This is a genomic window from Kribbella sp. NPDC020701, from assembly GCF_055562215.1.
The window spans coordinates 106,036-124,239 of sequence record NZ_JBVHFT010000020.1 but is presented as its reverse complement, the minus strand read 5'-3'; the positions used below and the strand labels follow the sequence as shown (position 1 = coordinate 124,239).

Sequence of the window (18,204 nt, the reverse complement as noted above, 5' to 3'; positions counted from 1 at the left end):
CATCACGCCTGTGGCGAGGACTCAGACCGATCGATGCCCCGGTGTGCTGGCGGTACACCAGGCGGCCGACGGCGGGCTTGCCCGGATTCGCGTGCCTGGTGGGGTGCTGAGTGGTCAGCAGCTAGACGTACTGCGGCAGGCTGCGCTCGAGCTGGGCGATGGGCGTCTGGAGCTCACGTCGCGTGGGAACGTGCAGATCCGCGCCCTGACGCCGGATGGGCCGCGACAGCTGTCGGACCGGCTGTTCGCGGCTGGGCTGTTGCCGTCTATCAGCCATGAGCGAGTGCGGAACATTCTCGCTTCGCCACTGTCCGGTCTGGACCAGGACAGCCGGTACGACATACTCCCGGTGGCGACTGCGGTTGACCGGGAGTTGTGCGCGCGGCCGGGGCTGGCTGCGTTGCCGGGGCGTTTCCTGTTCGCACTGGACGACGGGCGTGGGGATCTGGCCGGGGTGCGGGCGGATGTGGGCGTTCGGGCGGTCGATGGGCGTGAGGCGCTGCTGAGTCTCGGGGGCGGGAGTCGTGGAGTCCGGGTGGGGTGGGGCGAGGTCGCCGGGGTGATGGTTGCGGCGGCTGAGGCGTTCTTGAGCGAGCGTGACGGGGAAGAGTGGCGGATCGCTGAGCTCGAACGCGGTGAGGATCGGATCCTCGGTCGGCTCGGGGTGCAGGCGACCGAGGAACTGCCGACGACCAGTACGACGATCGACGCCGGGCTGCACGGCGACGCACTCGTGGTGACCGTGCCGCTGGGAAGCCTCACGCAGGAACAGGCCGCCGCGATCGCGCGGGCCGCCGGAGCCGCGGGCACGGAGGACGCGTTGAGCGCGGCCGGCGAGGTCGGGGTGCGGGTGGCTGGCGTGGACCAGGTGGGGGTTCGAATTACGCCGTGGCGGTCTGTGGTGGTGCCTGCGGTGGCGGGCGAGCAGTTGGAGCGGGTTGGGTTGGTCATAAGGCCGGACTCGGTCTGGAACGGTGTGACAGCGTGTGCGGGGCGGCCGGGGTGTGCTAAGGCGTTGGCGGACGTTCGGGCTGATGCTGCGCGGATAACACCCAACATGCGACGGGATGGGCGGCGGGTGCACTGGTCGGGGTGTGAGCGACGGTGCGGGAAGCCGGCCGGAGAGTTTGTGGATGTGCTTGCGGTAGGCAACGGGTATCTGGTTGACGGGGAGCCGATGTGAACGAGTACGTGCGCGATGGTGCCGAGATCTACCGGCGGTCGTTCGCGACCATCAGGGCCGAGGCTGCGCTGGATGATCTGCCGGCCGACGTGGCGCAGGTCGCCGTACGGATGATCCATGCCTGCGGGATGACGGATCTGGTTGCGGACCTGGCGTGGTCGGCGAACGTCGTGAAGAACGCGCGGGCCGCGCTGCAGGGTGGCGCGCCGATCTTGTGTGACGCGCAGATGGTGGCCGCGGGTATCACCCGGCGACGGTTGCCGGCGGACAACGAGGTCATCTGCACGCTGCAGGATCCACGGACCGTCGAGCTGGCGCAGGAGCTGCAGACCACTCGCAGTGCCGCCGCGGTTGATCTCTGGCGCGACAAGCTGAGCGGCTCGGTAGTTGCTATCGGCAACGCTCCGACCACGCTCTTCCGGCTGCTCGAACTCCTCGCCGAAGGCGGATCGCGGCCGGCCGCCATCCTCGGCCTCCCGGTGGGCTTCATCGGTGCGGCGGAATCCAAGGAGGCGCTCAGAGCGAACGACCTTGGCCTGGAGTATCTGGTGGTGCGCGGCCGTCGGGGTGGGAGTGCGATCACCGCCGCCGCCATCAACGCAATCGCAAGTGAGGAAGAATGACAGGACGACTGTGGGGTGTCGGACTGGGGCCCGGCGATCCTGAGCTTGTGACCGTGAAGGCGGCTCGGCTGATCGGGGACGCGGATGTGATCGCGTTCCACAGTGCTCGTCATGGGCGGAGCATCGCCCGTTCGGTGGCGGCGCCGTACCTGAGCGACGGCCAGATCGAGGAGCACCTGGTCTACCCGCTGACCACCGAGACCACGGATCACCCTGGCGGCTACCAGGGCGCGATGGACGACTTCTACGCCGACTGCGCCGCCCGGCTCGCCGCGCATCTCGACGCCGGCCGCGACGTCGTCGTACTGGCCGAAGGCGATCCGTTGTTCTACGGCTCCTACATGCACATGCACAAGCGGCTGGCCGACCGGTACTCGTGCGAGGTCGTCCCCGGCGTGACGTCGGTCAGCGCGGCGGCCGCCGTCCTCGGACGGCCGCTGTGTGAGCGGGACGAGATCCTCACCGTCCTGCCCGGCACGCTGCCGCCCGACGTGCTCGCCGACCGGCTGCGCAGCACCGACGCCGCCGCGGTCATGAAGCTCGGGCGGACCTTCGGCAATGTCCGCGAGGCCTTCGAGCTCGCCGGCCGCGCGGACGAGGCCTGGTACGTCGAACGCGCGACCACCGACGCCCAGCGGACGGCTCCGCTCAACGAGGTGGACCCGGACGACGTCCCGTACTTCTCCCTCGCCCTGCTCCCGAGCCCGATCAACAACACGTTCACTCCCCCGGCGCCCCGGACAGCCAAGGACGGATCGGTCACCGTGGTCGGCCTCGGACCGGCCGGCCCGGAGTGGATGACCCCCGAGGTCCGGGCCGCGATCGCGGGCGCCGACGACCTGATCGGCTACGGCCCGTACGTCGACCGCCTGCCGGACCGGGCCCGTCAGCGCAAGCACGGCTCGGACAACCGGGTCGAGTCCGAGCGGGCCGCGTTCGCACTCGATCTGGCCCGGAAGGGTTCCGCGGTGGTAGTGGTCTCGTCCGGTGATCCCGGGGTGTTCGCGATGGCAAGTGCGGTCACGGAGGTCGCGTCGGAGCCCGAGTACGCCGACATCGCCGTACGCGTGCTGCCCGGCATGACCGCGGCGCAGGCCGTCGCCAGCCGCGTCGGCGCACCCCTCGGCCATGACTACGTCGTACTCTCGCTCTCCGACAGGCTGAAGCCGTGGGACGTGATCGCTCAGCGGCTGACAGCAGCTGCCACGGCGGATCTCGCGATCGCGATCTACAACCCCGCCTCCAAGTCGCGCACGTGGCAGGTGGCCGCGACCCGCGACCTGCTGCTCGAACACCGTTCGCCGGACACTCCGGTAGTCATCGGGCGTGATGTGGGCGGTCCCCAGGAAGCGATCACCGTCACGACCCTGGCTGAGCTCGATCCGCAAACGGTTGACATGCGATGCCTCCTGCTGGTCGGGTCGTCACAGACCCGCACCATGCCCCGCCCGGCCGGTCCCCTGGTTTTCACTCCGCGTCGATACCCGGCCACAACGAGTGAGCCCAACCCAGAGGCCGGTTAAGTCCGCCCCTCAGCTGTGTCAGACGCGCTCGAGAGGGTAGAGACCCCGCGCGAGGCTGACCAGTGAGGAGAACAGCGGACATGGCTCAGCAGTACGGCGAGACTGCCACGATCACGACGCCCACGGGCGAGGCAAACCCGACCGAGCGGTACGAGGAAGTGCGGGCTGCGGCCGCCCGGGCGATGAGCAACGTCGCGATCGTCCCGGCGCAACCACCCACCACCCTGGGGACAATCACGGCGATCGAGCCGGAGGTCGATCCGGAGCTGCTGTCGTACCGCGGCTTCAAGTTCGGCGCGGCGTTCTTCGGCTGGCTGATCTCGATCGCCATGTCGGTCCTGCTGCTGGCTGCCGTGTCGGCGGCAGCCCTCGGAAGCGCCGAGGTTCTGGACTACAGCACCAGTGACGCCAAGGCGGATCCCGCCGCGGCGGCCCTCACCGCGACGGCGGTCGCCGTCCTGATGCTGACGCTGGCCTTCTACGTCGGCGGTTACGTCGCCGGCCGGCTCGCCAGGTTCGACGGTGGGCGGAACGGCTTCGGCGTGTGGATGCTCGCGCTGCTGGCCTCGGTCGTCGCGGCCGGCGCCGGAGCGCTGCTCAACAACCAGTACGACTGGGTCAGCGATCTCAACCGCCCGGACGTGGCGCTGTCCAACGACACGCTGACCATGGGCGGCATCAGCGCCGCGGCGGCCCTGGTGCTGCTGACCCTGGTCGCCGCGATCCTCGGCGGGAAGAGCGGCAAGCGCTACCACGACAAGATCGACCGCTTGCTGGACTGAACGCATGGCTCGGTTCACGGCGGGTACCGGAGCGGTGACACGGGGCCTGTCTGCGAGGAGAACCGAATCATGGTCCAGTTACACCGTGAGGACACCGAGACACGGGACCTTCACAAAGACACTCAGTACGAAGACACACAGCCGCTGCACCGCGCGGATGTCCGGACGTCGGCTGCCACCGAGGTGGATCCGGCGTACCGGGGCTTCAAGGGCGGTTCCGCGTTCTTCGGCTGGCTCGTCGCGATCGGCCTGATCGCGCTGCTGACCGGGATCGCGGGCGCGATCGCGGCAGCCGTCGATTACGCGACCGCGATCGACTGGACAGCGGCCAAGGGCGACGCGGGCACGATCGGCGTCGCGTCCGGCGCGGTCCTGATCGTGATCCTGGCGATCGCCTACTACAACGGCGGGTACGTCGCCGGCCGGCTGGCTCGCTTCGACGGTGCGCGGCAGGGCTTCGGCGTCTGGCTGATCGGCGTCATCGTGACAGTCGTCGTCGCGGGCATCGCCGCACTGGCCGGTTCGCAGTACGACGTACTGGACCGGGTCGACCTGCCGTCGGTGCCGATCGCGGACCACACGCTGACCACCGGCGGACTGGTCGCGCTCGCCGCGGCCGTCGTGGTGACGCTGCTCGCCGCGCTGATCGGCGGTAAGACCGGCCAGCGGTATCACCGCCGCATCGACCGCAGCGTCGACTGACCTAAAGCAAACCCGGACCGAAAGCGAAACCCCGGCTGAAAGCCACACCCGGACGGCGGATAGCTCCCATCCGCCGTCCGGGTCTTCCTTGTGCGGGTCGCCCCGGCCGAGCAGGATTCCGGGCATGTCAGCCCGCACCGCGCTCGTCGTCGGAGGCACCAGTGGGATCGGCGCGGCCACGGTACGGCGCCTCACCGCCGACGGCCTGCACGTCGTCGCGGCAGGCCTCGGCGCCGGACCCAAAGAGGTCGAGCTCGACCTCCGTGAGCCTGGCGCACTCGAGGAGCTGATCAGTGACCTCGACCGGCTCGACGTCCTCGTGAACACGGCCGGCATCATCCGGCGCGGCGACGAGCACCGGCCGGAAGTGTTCCGTGAAGTGGTCGAGATCAACCTCACCGGCGCGATGCGCGCGGCCGAGGCGGCCCACGAGCTGCTCGCCGCGAGCCGGGGCTGCGTCGTCAACGTCGCGTCGATGCTGAGCTACTTCGGTGGTCCGCTCGTACCGGCGTACAGCGCCAGCAAGGGCGGGATCGTCCAGCTGACCAAGTCGCTCGCGGTCGCCTGGGCGGCGGACGGGATCCGGGTGAACGCGGTCGCGCCCGGCTGGATCGCCACCGACCTGACCGCCGCGTTACAAGCCGATCCGGTCGCCGCCGACCGGATCCTGTCCCGTACGCCGATGGCCCGCTGGGGCACGCCCGACGAAGTCGCCGGAGCGATCGCCTTCCTCGCCGGGCCGGACGCGGGGTTCGTCACCGGCGCCGTCCTGCCCGTGGACGGCGGCTACCAGAGCATGTGAAGGAGCAGTCGATGATCCCGGTTTCAGCAGGTGTATCCGCGGAGATCGCCGTACCGGCAGTGCCCGACGACGACCGGCTGTGGGTGCAGCAGGCGCCGGACGTCTGGTTCCGGCCGTTGATGCTGAACACGATCACCGGTCAGTGGTGCAACCTGCTCAAGGTCACCCGGTCCGGCATCGTGTCGCGGCACCGGCACCCGAGCGCGGTGTTCGGCTACGTGATCAAGGGCAAGTGGCAGTACGACGAGCACGAGTGGGTCGCGGAGACCGGGTCGTTCGTGTACGAGCCGCCGGGTGAGATCCACACACTGCGGGTGCCGGAGGACTGCACCGAGATGATCACGTTCTTCAACATCTCCGGCGCGATGATCTACGTCGACGACGCGGGCAACCAGATCGGGTACGAGGACACCTTCACCAAGATCCAGCTCTGCCGCGACCACTACAGCGCCAACGGCCTCGGAGCCGACTACGTGGACCAGTTCATCCGCTAGCCCGGACGACGAGCTCGGTCGGCAGGATCCGGGGAGCCACGTCGTCACCCTCGATCCGGTGCAGCAGCACCTCGACCATCTCGCGGGCGACCAGCTCGAGCGGCTGCCGGATCGTGGTCAGCGGGGGATCCGACTCCCGGGCGATCCGGGAGTCGTCGAACCCGCCGACGGCCACCTCCTCCGGCACCCGGCGACCGGCCCGGCGTAGCTCCACCAATGCCCCGGAGGCGAGCAGGTCGGACGCGGCGACCAGGTCCGGGTTTGCCTTGAGCAACTGCTCCATCGCCTGGCGGCCGGCCTCCTGGCTGTAGTCGGTCACCGGGGCTACCAGCCGCTTGAGCGCCTTCCGCCCGAGTACGTCCTGGTACCCCTGCAGCCGCTCCTGTCCCCCGGCGATCTGCGGCGCGCTGATCATCCCGATCCGCTTGTGTCCCTGCTCGACCAGGTAGCGCGTCATCTGCCGGGCACCCTCGCGGTCGTCGGCCGCGACGTACGGGAGGACGTCGCCGGGTGCGAGCGGCTTGCCACACGCAACGGCCGGCACGCCGCTCTTGGCGAGCTCGGCGATCAGCGGGTCGCCGGAGTGGGACGAGATCAGCAGGACGCCGTCGACGTGCTCGCCGCGGACGTACCGCAGGATCCGGTCCCGCTCGTCGTCGCTGGACTCCAGCATCAGCACCAGGCTGATGTCCTGCTCGGCCAGGGCTTGCGTGCAGGACCGCAGCAGCACGCTGAAGTTCGGGTCCTCGAACAGTCGCGGACGAGCCGGCGGCGCTCGTCACCGGCACGTTCTTCCAGGACCGCAAGGCGATCGAGGTGAATCCGCAGGCTTACGATCGTGCCTTGCAAGACGCCTTGCTGACTCGTTGCCTCGAGCTGTGCGGGGCCTCGCTCTAGGGCCAGGTCGGTGGTGGTACCGCGCGGACCGCGGTGATGACCTGGTCCAGGGCCGGCGTACGCGGGCGGTCGCGGTGGACGAAGAGGGCCACCTGCCGCTCGACGTGCGAGTCGCTGATCGGGACCAGGCGTACGCCGGTGAGGTTGGCGGTGGTGACCGCGAGTGCGTTGGTGACGCCCGTACCCAGGCCGTGGCGGACCAGCGAGAGCAGGGTCTGGGGCTGATTGGTGCGGAAGACACTCTCCGGGCTGAACCCGGCGGAGGCGAAAGCCAGGTGTGACTCGAATTGGCGTGCCCCCGAGGTCTCGCCGATCGAGATCAGCGGGAGCTCGGCCAGCTCCCCCAGGCTGACCTCTTGTGCCGCGGCCAGCGGGTGGCCGTCCGGGAACACCGCGACCAGCGGCTCGGTCCAGAGGATCGCGTGTTCCAGCGACTCCGAGGCCACCAGCGGATGCACCGGCCGGATCGCGAGGTCGACCTCACCGCGGCCGAGCGCGCCTTCGAGGTCGATGCTCGGGCCTTCGACCAGGTGCAGCCGGACGTCGGCGGGTACGCGCTGCGCGACCCGGGGGAACAGCCAGGCCGCGGCACTCGGGTACGCGCCGAACCGGACGTGACCGCGTGCCGCGGACAGGTCGCCGAGGCGGTTCAGGATCTCCTCGGCGTGCGGCAGCAGCGCGCGTCCCTCCGGTGTCAGGGCAGCCGGGTGCACAGTACGGTCGAAGAGCTGGACGCCGAGGGCCTTCTCGAGCTCGGCGACGTGCTCGCTGATCCGGGACTGGCCGCGGAAGACCGCCTTGCCGGCCGCGGAGAAGCCGCCGTGGCGGGCGACGGCGACGAAACTGACGATCCAGTCCATCCGGAAGCCGTACGCCGCGGTGAGATCCATGCCGCTCACGCTAGCCGGGAAGAGCAGCGGCGGCCCGGATGTTGGGTCTGGTGTGCTCGAAGTAGTGGTGATCGGCGCCGGCCAGGCCGGGTTGTCGGCGGCGTACCACCTGGTGCGGCTGGGATTCACGCCGTACGACGAGGTCGTCGTACTGGATCGGAACCCGGCACCGGGCGGGGCGTGGCAGCATCGGTGGGACTCGCTGACCATGCACGACGTCCACGGGATCGCGAACCTGCCGGGGGTGCCGGTGCCGCCCAGCACAGACTCCCAGCGAGCGAATGCGTTCGTACCGTCGTACTTCGCGGACTACGAGAAGCGTTTCGATTTGCCGGTGCTGCGACCGGTTGTGGTGTCCAGCGTGCACGCGGTGGATGGCGGGTTCGAGGTGCGGACGGACGGCGATACCTACCGCGCAGAGGCGCTGGTGAACGCGACCGGGACGTGGAACCGGCCGTTCATTCCTTGGTATCCGGGGATCGAGAGTTTCCGCGGGCGGCAGTTGCACACGGCGGACTACCGCGGAGCTGCCGAGTTCGCGGGTCAGCATGTGCTGGTGGTCGGGGGTGGCGCGTCAGCCGTGCAGTTGCTGGCGGAGATCACCGAGGTGGCGTCAACCACCTGGGTGACTCGGCGGGAGCCGGAGTGGCGGACGGGTGAGGACTTCAACCCGGAGTACGGCCGGCAGGTGGTCGCGAAGGTCGAGGAACGCGTACGCGCGGGTCTGCCGCCGCGGAGCGTAGTGAGCGTGACCGGCTTGCACCTGCGCTCGCAGGAGCAGGCTGCTTTGGAGCGCGGTGTCTACACCCGGCTCCCGATGTTCACTCGCATCACCCCCGACGGCGTCGAGTGGTCCGACGGACATGCGGAGCACGTCGACGCGATCCTCTGGGCCACCGGTTTCCGCGCCGACCTGGCCCACCTCGCACCCCTCCACCTCCGCGAACCCTCCGGCGGCATCCGCATGAACGGCACCGCCACCGTCCTCGATCCCCGCATCCACCTGGTCGGCTACGGCCCCTCCGCCAGCACCATAGGCGCCAACCGAGCCGGCTTCACCGCCGCCCGCTCCCTCCGCAACCTCCTGAAGCCCCTCGCCGCCTGAGCACTTCCATCCAGCGTCGATTGTCGTTAACATCGCTGGATGGCGATGAAAGCACCGATTGGGGTTGACCTGGTTGACGAGGCGGGGGCCTTGTCTGTTGCGGCTTGTTTGTTCAGTGGGTTCGGGGACGCTTCGCGGTTGGCGATCGTGCGTCATCTGGCGCTGGGCGAGCATCGGGTGGTCGACCTGACGGAACACCTCGGGCTTGCGCAGTCGACAGTGTCGAAGCACCTGGCTTGCCTCCGGGACTGCGGGCTGGTCGAGTCCCGGCCGCAGGGGCGGGCGTCGCTGTTCAGCCTCACGCATCCTGAGGCCACGCTCGAGCTGCTGTCCGCGGCCGAGCGACTGCTCGGGCTGACCGGTGACGCGGTGGCGCTCTGCCCGAACTACGGCGAGGCCGCCCAGCGCACGAAGGAGGCAGCGTCGTGACGCACCAGCACGACGCCGCACCGACGGCGGACGGTCGCCGGGAGCTGTCGCTGGACATCTCTCCCGCGCCCGGCGGTCGGCGGGAGCTGTCGCTGGATGTCAGCCCAGCCGTGAGCACCTGGACCACGGACCCGGAGCAGCGTCGCAAACTGAGCCGCCGCGCACAGCTGCTGGCGGCCACCTCGGTGACCTATAACGTGATCGAGGCCGTCGTCGCGGTCAGCGCCGGCCTGGTCGCCGGATCCGTCGCGCTCGTCGGCTTCGGTCTCGACTCCGTCGTCGAGGTCTCCAGCGGCCTGATCATCTTGTGGCAGTTCCGCCACCGCCTGCCCGAGACCCGGGAGAAGCAGGCACTGCGGCTGCTCGCCTTCTCGTTCTTCGCCCTCGCCGCGTACGTCGGCTTCGAGTCCATCCGGACCCTGATCACCGGCACCGATCCGGACACGTCCCCGGTCGGCATCGGACTGGCGATCGCTTCGCTGATCGTCATGCCGTTCCTCTCGTGGGCCCAGCGCCGTACCGGCAAAGCCCTCGGCTCCAACGCGGTGGTCGCCGACTCCACCCAAACGCTGCTCTGCACCTACCTGTCCGCCGTGCTCCTGGTCGGCCTGGTGCTGAACGCAACCCTTGGCTGGGGCTGGGCCGACCCGATCGCCGGCCTCATCATCGCCGGGGTCGCGATCAGAGAAGGCGTCGAAGCCTGGCGCGGCGAAGGCTGTTGCTCACCGATCGCCGGCACGCACGGCGAGGACAGCCCGGCATGCAGTTGCGGCGACGGCTGCACTGACGGCTGCTGCTGACCTCGCGCGGCCGCTCCCGCAGATTGCTAGCCGGCGAACATCTCGCGGAGGACAGCCTCCTGCTCGTCCGACAGGTTCGACTGGATGAGCTGTGGCTTGCTCAAACCGGTCGCCTCGAACGTCGCCTTCACCTTGTCCAGCACCGCATCGCTCGACAGCAGGAACAGCGCCGAGGTACCGGGGGTGATCTGATCGCGGGCAGCCTTGATGAAGTCGTCATCGATCCCGGCGTCGCGCAGCGAACCCGCCACCGCACCTGACGCGGCCCCGACGGCAGCACCGACGAACGGAATCAGGAAGATCATCCCGAAGAGCATTCCCCAGAACATGCCGCCGAGCGCACCTCTCTTGGCCAAGTGGTGCAACTGCCGGGTCTTCGGCCTTCTGGCCTCGGGCTGCCACGTCACCGATGCGGCGTCATGCACGGTGATCACCCCCTGCTTGGCCAACCCGTCCAACGTACCGATCGCCTCATTGGCCGCATTCCAGGTCTCGAACTTCCACGCCGTGAGTGTCGCCATCCTGCGCCTCCCCTGGCCTGCACCTGTGCTCGCCAGCTTTCCGCCAGGACACCACAATCACCTCACCCTGGGCGGGTGACGCCGCTCGATCGATCATGCCCCGACGCCTGTGCTCTACTGCGGGGATGGATGATCGCCGACCGGATCCAACGCAGGCGGCCACCTGGCGGCGGGCGGCCGTACGGCCCGTGCTCGACGCGTATGCCGCCTCCGCAGCCGTCGACGCTGTCATGCTGAGCGGTTCTACAGCTCGCGGTGACGCCGACCGCTGGTCTGACACGGAGGTCGGCGTGTTCTGGTCCCGGCCACCGCCTGCGCGCTAGGCCGGGACCTGGTCGGCTTCCGGTTGGAGGCTGGGCGGTTGGGGCCAGTAGGGGTGCCGGCGGACGGCGATGGGGAGGAGGGTGCCGGCGGCAAGGAAGATGGTGGCTGTGAGCAACCATCCGGGCCAGCCCCAGCTGACGGCGATGGTGGTGAGAATGAGCGGGGCGATGAGGTCGCCGACCTGGTGCCCCATGGCGTAGGCGCCTTGGTACTGGCCTTGGGCGCCGGGTGGGGCCAGCTCGAAGCTGATCCCCCAGCCACCGGCGGACTGCAGCATCTCGCCGACGACGTGGACGAGAGCGGCCGCGATCAGCAGGCAGATGGTGATCGCACCGGACGTCACGTCGGTGAGAGCCAGGACAGCACAGGCAGCCGCCAGCAACAGGCCGGCACGGTGGCCGGCGCGGGCGGCACCGGGAAGACTCTCGGTCCCCCGGGCGACGCGGATCTGGAGCAGGATCACGGCGACGGAGTTGATCACCAGCAGCACCGAGATCAGCCACCGCGGCGCGTCCGTCGCGGTCGCCACCCACAGCGGGATCGCGATCTGGGCCATCGCGTTGTGCATGCTCAGTACGCCGTCCAGCGCGACGAACACGAGGAACGGCCGGTCCTTCAACGCGGTCGACGCAGCCGGACCGGTTGCCGAGGGCACCTTTTCCACCGCGGGCAGGCCGAAGCGCACCAACGTGGCCGTGACCAGGTACGTCGCCGCGTTCGCGAGCAGCGCGATGACGTAGACCTCCCGCCGGTCGACCGCCAGCACGATCCCGGCCAGCGCCATGCCCGCACCCATGCCGATGTTGGTGGTCACCCGGAGGATCGCCCGGGTCCGCACCCGTTGGTCCGCCGGAGACAGCGCAGCGATCAGCGCCCCCTTGGCACCCCGCTGACCCGAGTCCGCGATCGCGGTGATGCCCGCGACCACGACGTACGGAATGAAGGAACGGACCTGCGTCAGCGCACTCATCGTGATCGCCTGCAAGATGAGGAACCCGACGTACGCGCGGTTGGGCCCGAGCCGATCGGCGACGACACCGAGCGGCGTGCTCGACACCAGTCCGATCAGGCCGGCGACCGTGAGACCGATACCGACGTGCCCGATCGAGAGCCCCGCGGCCCTGGTCAGGTAGAGCGCGGCGACGGCCGCATAGACACCGTTTCCGAGCGTGTTGACCAAGGTCGCCAGAACCAACCGGCGCACAGCAGGCGGAAGAGAATCAGTCACCTCCTCACCCAACGCCCACCCGCCCGGCTCCCCCGTTGGACTGACAGATCCCGTCAGTCCACATGGGTTTGCACGGGCTCCCCACGCAGGATCCCGCCAACCAGCCGCACCACCCGCCTGTGCAACCGGGCACCTGCGGGTGCTGCCAGACTGGCCGGTTATGGAGATCAAACATCGGATGATTGTGTTCGACGCTGCGGACATCGATGCGGAGTGCGCGTTCTGGGCCGGGTTCCTGGACGGCACCGTCGAGAAGTGGGGCGACCGTTGGCGCACGATCTGGGTCGATGGCGGCTACGCGCTCGGCGTCCAGTCGGCCCCGAACCACGTGCCACCGGATTGGCCCGATGGTGAACCGCAGCAGATCCACCTCGACTTGTACTTCGAGGGCATCGAGGCCCACGACGCCGCACATGAGCGAGTGATCAGTCTCGGTGCTCGACTGCTGAAAGCTTCCGACGATCGCACGGCCGCCCGCGGCATCCAGATCTACGCCGACCCGGCCGGCCACCCTTTCTGCCTCTGCTGGGTACCTGCAGCCAACTGACCGGCCAGATCCACCGGACAGACCGGCGCGGCGGACGTGCCCGACCGGCCGGGGCCTTGAACAGCGAACGGTGGATGTGAACAAGCAATAACCTGTTCGAGCCCACCGCGCCCGGTCCAAGCCCCCGAGAACCGGCTGAAGCTGACCTCGACAGCTCAGCGCATGATGAGGGTGAGGAGGTCTGTGCCGAGGGTGGTGAGGGCGGACTCGTCGAGGCGGTAGGCGACGAAGCGGCCTTGGCGTTCGGCGGTGACGAGGCCGGCTCGGGTGAGGGCGCGCAGATGGCGGGTGACCTGGGTGGGGTGAAGGCTCCAGAGAGCAGCGATCTCGCCGGCGGTGCGAGGTTCGCTGGCGACTGCCCGGCAGACCTGGAGGCGGTCGGGAGCAGCGAGCGCCTCCAACCGAGCGCGCACCTGCTGCGCGGTAGGTACGGCGGCCCCGCGACCACCCGCGGGATAGATGATCGTGAGCGGCTCACCTGGGATCTCGCCGAGGAACAGATGCGGTGCGATGAAGTTGCTCGGCACAAGCAACACCGACCGCGAGGCCAGCTCGATGCGCTTGCTCTGCACCTTCTGCACCACCACGCTGTCCGGATCGCGTACGGCGACGGACCCGTCCAGCGACCGCAGCATCGCCCCGACCCCGTCCCGCACCGCCAGGTCCCGGTCCTGCCGCCCACGCGCCGCCAGCGACTCCCGCGACTCCTCCCACACGTCCCGAAACCACTCGACCCAACAAGCGTCCAACAGCTCGACAAACCGACGTACCGGCTCGGCCGGCTCGGTCAGCAACGCCTCGACCAGCGAAGCGACACCGCGACCCCGGCTACGTGCCCAGTGCAGTACGGCGTCCGCGTCCGTGGTCCGACTGCTCAACGGACGACCCCGCAACGGCCGGACCAGCTCAGCAGCCAACTCGGCCGGCGAACGCGAGCGCAGTGCGCGAAGCTCGTCCTCCCACGAGGGCACGCCGGTCGCGCCACTGGTCGCGAAGAACCGAGCGCGGACAGCCCGCACAGTCCAGGTCCACTGCGCCAACTCCGAGCGCAGTACGGCGGGCAGACGGACCGCGGCCGCCCATTCGACCCGATCGTGGTGCCGGGGCTCGGCCAGCACATGCAGCGCACACCCGAGCTCGATCAGCGGTGAGGCGACGTGCCGGATCCGCTCGGGGTCGAGCCGGCTCAGCCCCGCGAGAACTGTGGGCACTTAGTCCTTCAGCTTGAACTGGAGCTCGGTGTCCCAGTCGGCCATGTCCGGGACCTCGCGGGGATCGGATTTGTAGATCTCCAGGCGGGCGGTCCAGTTGTCGCCGTGCGCGTCCCACTCCAGCCCCTCGGCGGCAGCCCAGTCGAGCAGGTCGCGGGTGGCGTTGAGGAGGCCGTCGGGGTGGCCGTGGTAGTTCACGCTCGCGTAGCGGCCGGCCGGGAGTACGCCGGTGACGATCTCCCCCTCGCCGTGGTGCAGGTCGTCCACCGGGAAGCCGATCTCCATCACCAGCCCGGCTTCCATGTCGACGACGTCGTACTTGAAGAACGGCGCGTCGTTCGGCGCGATCTCGCGCGCGGCGAGCCAGTCGATCACCTCGCGCATCCGGTCCGCGAACGCCGCGATCCCGTCCATCGCGACCTTGCTCCGCAGCGCCACGTACGGGCGCTCTCCGACTTCCACGATCTCCGGCATGCGATCCTCCCAACTCGGCGTTGGCCTCAACCTAACGCCTACTGGATCGCATACGTGTCCTGGTACTCGCGGCCACCCCTCAGTCAGCCCGTCCCGCGGGGCCGCCGGCGGTGATCTTGAGGGGTCTTGCCGCAGTGGACGACTGAGCGTCTACTGAGAACTGAGGTGGCGCCATGGTCAAGGTGAAGATTGTCGTAGCTGCTCTTGCCACACTGGTGGCAGGCCCGTCCATACCCGCTGTGGCCGAGCCGATCACTCCCCTGCCGTACCCGGCCGGTACGACGGCCACGAGGTTCACAGGACTCGCATTCGACACGTGTACGGCGCCCACTCTCGCGCAAATGACCGCGTGGAAAGCCTCACCCTACAAGGCGATCGGCATCTACCTGGGCGGAGTGAACCGGAGCTGTGCACAGCCACGCCTCACCCCGAGCTGGGTTACGGCCGTCACCGCGATGGGCTGGCGGCTCATCCCGATCTACCTCGGACTGCAGGCGCCGTGCAGCACCCGGGCCACTGCGGTGAAGATGTCGGCGACCTCCTCCAACCGCCAGGCAGTGCGCGAGGCAGCCGATGCGGTCGCGAAGGCGAGGGCGTTGGGACTCCTGCCAGGCAGTGCGATCTACAACGACATGGAGCACTACGACAACACCAACGCCGCCTGTCGTTCCGCCGTACTGCACTACTTGTCGGCCTGGACTCGCGAGGTGCACCGGCTGTCGTACCTGTCCGGCGTCTACGGACATCAGAACTCGGGTGCGCCGGACCTGTCCGCCGCTTACAACTCCACGTCGTACGCGCGACCGGATGCACTGTGGATCGCCCGCTGGGACCTCAGCAGCTCGCTGACCGGGTGGCCGACCGTCCCCAACACCTTCTGGGCGGTCGGCCAGCGCGGCAAGCAGTACCGGGGCGACCACACCGAGACGTATGGCGGAGTGACGCTCAACATCGACAACGACCGCTTCGACGCACCGGTCGCGTCGGTCGGGTACAACTACACCGTCAGGACCGGTGTCTACGCCTATAGCGGCCCGTCGACGGCCTACCCAGTCCGGGCGACTATCGCCAGGAACGCGACAGTGCGGATCGCATGCCAGACCTTCGGACCGAAATTCGGCAACACCACCGTCTGGGACCAGCTCACCAACGGGACCTATGTCACGGACTACTTCGTCAGGACGCCGAACAAGCCCGGCTACAGTCCACCCATTCCGGGCTGCAGCCTCCCGTTCCAGACAACCATCAACAACCTGACCCGACGGCACGGCCCGGGCACGTCGTTCGCGGCGTACCCAGGCCGGCTGCCGATCGGCTCACTCGCGTGGGTGACGTGCCAGCGAGCGGGAACGAAGGTCGGCACCACCAGCGTGTGGAACCGGCTGTCCGACGGAAGCTGGGTCACCGACTACTACGTCGCCACGGCGAGCAACACGACCTACACCCCACCGATCCGGCGCTGCTGACCGACTATTGCGCCCAGGGCGGCTGGATCGTCGTCCCGTCGGCCATCGTGCCGGTGAAGCCGGCCGTGATGGCGACGTACAGCTCGGCGGTGCCAGAGCCCAGGTTGGTCAGCGAGATCGGCTCGCCGGCCGGTACGACGACCGCGTCGCCGGCACCGAGCTTGTCGCCGTCCGGGGTGATCTGGACCGTGCCCGTGAGCACCATGAACACCTCGTCCCGGTCGAGCGTGTGCGCTTCACCGCCGCCGTGGCCGGGATCGACGGTGAGCTTCCAGGTGCAGAGGCCGGCGGACCCACGGCTCGGCGCCGCCAGTCCGGTGAACTCGACGCCGTGCAGCTGGAATCGCGGCGCCTCGGCCGCGCGAATGACCTGCATGATTCCCCCCATTCCGAATAGTCAAGCTGACTTGACCAAGCCAACTTGACTATCATCGCCTGCATGACGCGATCGGGCAAGCCGGATTTCGGGATCTTGTTACTGCTGGCCGACCAGGAGTTCGTCCGTGCGCTGCGGGCGGCCACGTCCGAGCAGGGGTTCGACGACCAGGGCCGGTCGGACGGATTCGTGCTGCGCACGCTCGGCGCCGGGCCGACCACGATCAGCGGGCTCGCCGAGCGGCTCGAGATCACCAAGCAGGGCGCGAGCCAGATCGTCGACGACATGGAGCGCCGCGGGTACGTCGCACGCCACCCCGACCCCGCCGACGCCCGCGCCAAGCTGCTGCACCTCACCGCCAGAGGCGAGGCAGCATTACAGGCCGCGCGGAAGTTCCACCAGTCCTACGAACGCAAGCTCCGCAGACGGTTCGGCGACGACGCGATCGACACCGTGCGCGGCGTACTGACCGAGATGGCCGGCGAGGCCCAGATCAGTACGCCGCACTTCCGCGCGTTGATGTTCTAAACGAAGTACTTCGGGAACTGGTCGGTGGTTGGCCAGGCCTTCACGCCGTTGGCCGCGGTCCACAGCGCCGCGTCGATGTCGCCGTACGACTTGCCGCTGGCGTCGTCACGACGGTTGAACAGGGCGGCCCAGCTCATCCCGTTGTAGGTCCGGACCACGATGGTGAACGTGCCCGGCAGGCTTCCGGTGTGCCAGGTGTTGCGTCCTGTGCCGCCCGACGTGACCGGACGGACCTGCCAGCCGAGGCCGTAGTACCAGCCGTCCGGGTTCACACCGGTCGAAGGCTTCGACCAGAAGTGGCTGAGCGAGGTGCTGTTCAGCACGCTCGTCGGCGCGTCGAACATCTTCGCCCACCGGACCAGGTCCGGAGCGCTGGCGATCCAGCCGCCGTTCGCGTCGTGGAGCCGCATGCTGAACGAGCCGTACGGCGCGGCGACGGTCTTTCCCGACATGTCCAGCACGGTCGGTGCGGTGTACTGCGACTCGTACGACGTCTCGCCGGAGTGCTTCGCGATCGTGTAGCCCTGCGCCATCCGGGTGATCTTCAGCGGCGCCATCAGCTTCTGCTTGACGTAGTTCTCGTAGCTCAGGCCGCTCAGCTTCTCGATCACGCGGCCGGCCAACAGGTACCCGAAGTTCGAGTAAGCGACCTTGGTGCCCGGAGCGAAGTCCAGCTTCTGTCCGGCCATGTACTTGATCACGTCGGCGTGCTGCAGCTCCATCGGTACGCCGAGCGTCCGGGAGATCACCGCGTCCTTGGCCAGCGGGTCACCGGAGACGTCCCGGTCCCAGCCGCCGAGGTGCTGCAACAGCTTCCACATCGTGATCGTCGACCAGCGCGAGTCCCGGGTCAGGCCGGTCGCCGGCTTGATGTCGAGAATGCTGGTGACCGGCGTCGACAGGCTCAGCTTGCCGTCCTGCACCAGTTTCACGATCGCGGCGGCGGTGAACGACTTCGTCAGGCTCGCGACCCGGAACAGTGAGGTCGGGTTGACGGTCAGCGCGGTCGACGTACTGTAGCCGCGGGCAAGCACCAGCCGGCCCTTGTAGGTGACCGCGAGCTGGCCGGCCGTCACGCCGCGGGCCTGCATGAAAGTCTTCATCTGGTTGTCGAAACCGGCCAGCGCCGAGACCGCGGTCCCGGTCGTCGTCCAGGTGGTGGCGGCATCGGCGGAACGACTCAGGGCAGTGCCCACTCCGGTTCCGGCGGCGGCGACCGCCCCGGTGGCGACAGCAAGCTTGCCGAGGTTCCGGCGCGTCAGCTCCACAGACGTGTTCTCCTTCAGGTGTTCAAGGCAG

The 18,204-nt window shown here is 68.8% G+C and carries 22 protein-coding genes; 14 read left to right on the top strand and 8 right to left on the bottom strand.

Annotated elements, in window-relative coordinates; all coding sequences use genetic code 11:
• Positions 1-10: 10 nt before the first annotated feature.
• The 7 genes from ACZ3HV_RS37175 to ACZ3HV_RS37145 all read left to right on the top strand — a co-directional run bounded on the left by ACZ3HV_RS37175 (position 11) and on the right by ACZ3HV_RS37145 (position 6,109).
• The gene (locus ACZ3HV_RS37175; protein WP_465691520.1) at positions 11-1,183 is read left to right on the top strand and encodes a precorrin-3B synthase; all 1,173 of its coding nucleotides are present in this window, start codon (positions 11-13) and stop codon (positions 1,181-1,183) included.
• Positions 1,180-1,806, top strand: coding sequence for a precorrin-8X methylmutase (locus ACZ3HV_RS37170; protein ID WP_465691519.1), 627 nt, complete (start codon positions 1,180-1,182; stop codon positions 1,804-1,806). Before ACZ3HV_RS37175 ends, ACZ3HV_RS37170 begins: the two co-directional genes overlap by 4 nt.
• Positions 1,803-3,329: a precorrin-2 C(20)-methyltransferase gene (locus ACZ3HV_RS37165; protein ID WP_465691517.1), complete on the top strand. Its 1,527-nt coding sequence runs from the start codon at positions 1,803-1,805 to the stop codon at positions 3,327-3,329. The genes ACZ3HV_RS37170 and ACZ3HV_RS37165 overlap by 4 nt, the downstream gene beginning before the upstream one ends.
• Before the next feature lie 80 nt (positions 3,330-3,409).
• Entirely contained in the window at positions 3,410-4,111 is a 702-nt protein-coding gene (locus ACZ3HV_RS37160) for a hypothetical protein (RefSeq protein WP_465691516.1), read from the top strand.
• Between the two features lie 69 nt (positions 4,112-4,180).
• Entirely contained in the window at positions 4,181-4,813 is a 633-nt protein-coding gene (locus ACZ3HV_RS37155) for an MFS transporter (protein ID WP_360377254.1), read from the top strand.
• A 124-nt stretch (positions 4,814-4,937) separates the two neighbouring features.
• Entirely contained in the window at positions 4,938-5,615 is a 678-nt protein-coding gene (locus ACZ3HV_RS37150) for an SDR family NAD(P)-dependent oxidoreductase (RefSeq protein ID WP_465691514.1), read from the top strand.
• An 11-nt stretch (positions 5,616-5,626) separates the two neighbouring features.
• Positions 5,627-6,109, top strand: a complete 483-nt coding sequence (locus tag ACZ3HV_RS37145) for a 2,4'-dihydroxyacetophenone dioxygenase family protein (protein WP_465691512.1) — start codon at positions 5,627-5,629, stop codon at positions 6,107-6,109.
• Here the strand turns inward: ACZ3HV_RS37145 and ACZ3HV_RS37140 are convergent.
• Both ACZ3HV_RS37140 and ACZ3HV_RS37135 read right to left on the bottom strand, forming a co-directional pair.
• Positions 6,099-6,863, bottom strand: a complete 765-nt coding sequence (locus ACZ3HV_RS37140; protein WP_465691570.1) for a LacI family DNA-binding transcriptional regulator — start codon at positions 6,861-6,863, stop codon at positions 6,099-6,101. The genes ACZ3HV_RS37145 and ACZ3HV_RS37140 overlap by 11 nt on opposite strands.
• Before the next feature lie 139 nt (positions 6,864-7,002).
• Positions 7,003-7,896, bottom strand: a complete 894-nt coding sequence (locus tag ACZ3HV_RS37135; protein WP_465691510.1) for a LysR family transcriptional regulator — start codon at positions 7,894-7,896, stop codon at positions 7,003-7,005.
• Between ACZ3HV_RS37135 and ACZ3HV_RS37130 the strand changes: the two genes are divergently transcribed.
• From ACZ3HV_RS37130 to ACZ3HV_RS37120, 3 genes are read left to right on the top strand one after another with little or no spacing between them, the layout of a single operon-like run.
• Complete coding sequence (locus ACZ3HV_RS37130) at positions 7,895-9,001, top strand: FAD-dependent oxidoreductase (RefSeq protein WP_465691508.1); 1,107 nt, start codon at positions 7,895-7,897, stop codon at positions 8,999-9,001. The two genes, ACZ3HV_RS37135 and ACZ3HV_RS37130, sit on opposite strands and share 2 nt — an antisense overlap.
• Before the next feature lie 39 nt (positions 9,002-9,040).
• Positions 9,041-9,430 (top strand): ArsR/SmtB family transcription factor, encoded by a 390-nt coding sequence (locus ACZ3HV_RS37125; protein ID WP_465691507.1) that lies wholly within the window; start codon positions 9,041-9,043, stop codon positions 9,428-9,430.
• A complete protein-coding gene (locus ACZ3HV_RS37120; RefSeq protein WP_465691505.1) occupies positions 9,427-10,230 on the top strand; it encodes a cation diffusion facilitator family transporter in 804 nt (267 codons plus the stop codon). The genes ACZ3HV_RS37125 and ACZ3HV_RS37120 overlap by 4 nt, the downstream gene beginning before the upstream one ends.
• A 26-nt stretch (positions 10,231-10,256) precedes the next feature.
• Here the strand turns inward: ACZ3HV_RS37120 and ACZ3HV_RS37115 are convergent, their stop codons facing one another.
• Positions 10,257-10,751 carry a DUF1269 domain-containing protein gene (locus ACZ3HV_RS37115; RefSeq protein ID WP_465691503.1) on the bottom strand — a complete coding sequence of 165 codons (495 nt, stop codon included), beginning with the start codon at positions 10,749-10,751 and terminating at the stop codon, positions 10,257-10,259.
• 125 nt (positions 10,752-10,876) lie between these two features.
• Here ACZ3HV_RS37115 and ACZ3HV_RS37110 point away from each other — a divergent pair, with 125 nt between their 5' ends.
• The gene (locus tag ACZ3HV_RS37110; protein WP_465691501.1) at positions 10,877-11,074 is read left to right on the top strand and encodes a hypothetical protein; all 198 of its coding nucleotides are present in this window, start codon (positions 10,877-10,879) and stop codon (positions 11,072-11,074) included.
• Here ACZ3HV_RS37110 and ACZ3HV_RS37105 read toward each other — a convergent pair.
• Complete coding sequence (locus ACZ3HV_RS37105) at positions 11,071-12,303, bottom strand: MFS transporter (RefSeq protein ID WP_465691499.1); 1,233 nt, start codon at positions 12,301-12,303, stop codon at positions 11,071-11,073. The two genes, ACZ3HV_RS37110 and ACZ3HV_RS37105, sit on opposite strands and share 4 nt — an antisense overlap.
• A gap of 160 nt (positions 12,304-12,463) precedes the next feature.
• Between ACZ3HV_RS37105 and ACZ3HV_RS37100 the strand changes: the two genes are divergently transcribed.
• Complete coding sequence (locus ACZ3HV_RS37100) at positions 12,464-12,850, top strand: VOC family protein (protein ID WP_465691497.1); 387 nt, start codon at positions 12,464-12,466, stop codon at positions 12,848-12,850.
• A gap of 155 nt (positions 12,851-13,005) precedes the next feature.
• Here the strand turns inward: ACZ3HV_RS37100 and ACZ3HV_RS37095 are convergent, their stop codons facing one another.
• On the bottom strand, positions 13,006-14,061 hold the full coding sequence (locus ACZ3HV_RS37095) for an ArsR/SmtB family transcription factor (RefSeq protein ID WP_465691495.1): 1,056 nt from the start codon (positions 14,059-14,061) through the stop codon (positions 13,006-13,008).
• Positions 14,062-14,535 (bottom strand): GyrI-like domain-containing protein, encoded by a 474-nt coding sequence (locus tag ACZ3HV_RS37090; RefSeq protein WP_465691494.1) that lies wholly within the window; start codon positions 14,533-14,535, stop codon positions 14,062-14,064.
• 173 nt (positions 14,536-14,708) lie between these two features.
• Here ACZ3HV_RS37090 and ACZ3HV_RS37085 point away from each other — a divergent pair, with 173 nt between their 5' ends.
• The gene (locus tag ACZ3HV_RS37085) at positions 14,709-16,001 is read left to right on the top strand and encodes a glycoside hydrolase domain-containing protein (RefSeq protein ID WP_465691492.1); all 1,293 of its coding nucleotides are present in this window, start codon (positions 14,709-14,711) and stop codon (positions 15,999-16,001) included.
• A gap of 4 nt (positions 16,002-16,005) precedes the next feature.
• Here the strand turns inward: ACZ3HV_RS37085 and ACZ3HV_RS37080 are convergent, their stop codons facing one another.
• The gene (locus ACZ3HV_RS37080) at positions 16,006-16,377 is read right to left on the bottom strand and encodes a cupin domain-containing protein (RefSeq protein ID WP_465691490.1); all 372 of its coding nucleotides are present in this window, start codon (positions 16,375-16,377) and stop codon (positions 16,006-16,008) included.
• A 63-nt stretch (positions 16,378-16,440) separates the two neighbouring features.
• Between ACZ3HV_RS37080 and ACZ3HV_RS37075 the strand changes: the two genes are divergently transcribed.
• Entirely contained in the window at positions 16,441-16,905 is a 465-nt protein-coding gene (locus ACZ3HV_RS37075) for a MarR family winged helix-turn-helix transcriptional regulator (protein WP_465691488.1), read from the top strand.
• Here ACZ3HV_RS37075 and ACZ3HV_RS37070 read toward each other — a convergent pair.
• Positions 16,902-18,173 carry a serine hydrolase domain-containing protein gene (locus ACZ3HV_RS37070; protein ID WP_465691486.1) on the bottom strand — a complete coding sequence of 424 codons (1,272 nt, stop codon included), beginning with the start codon at positions 18,171-18,173 and terminating at the stop codon, positions 16,902-16,904. The genes ACZ3HV_RS37075 and ACZ3HV_RS37070 overlap by 4 nt on opposite strands.
• Between the last annotated feature and the right edge of the window lie 31 nt (positions 18,174-18,204).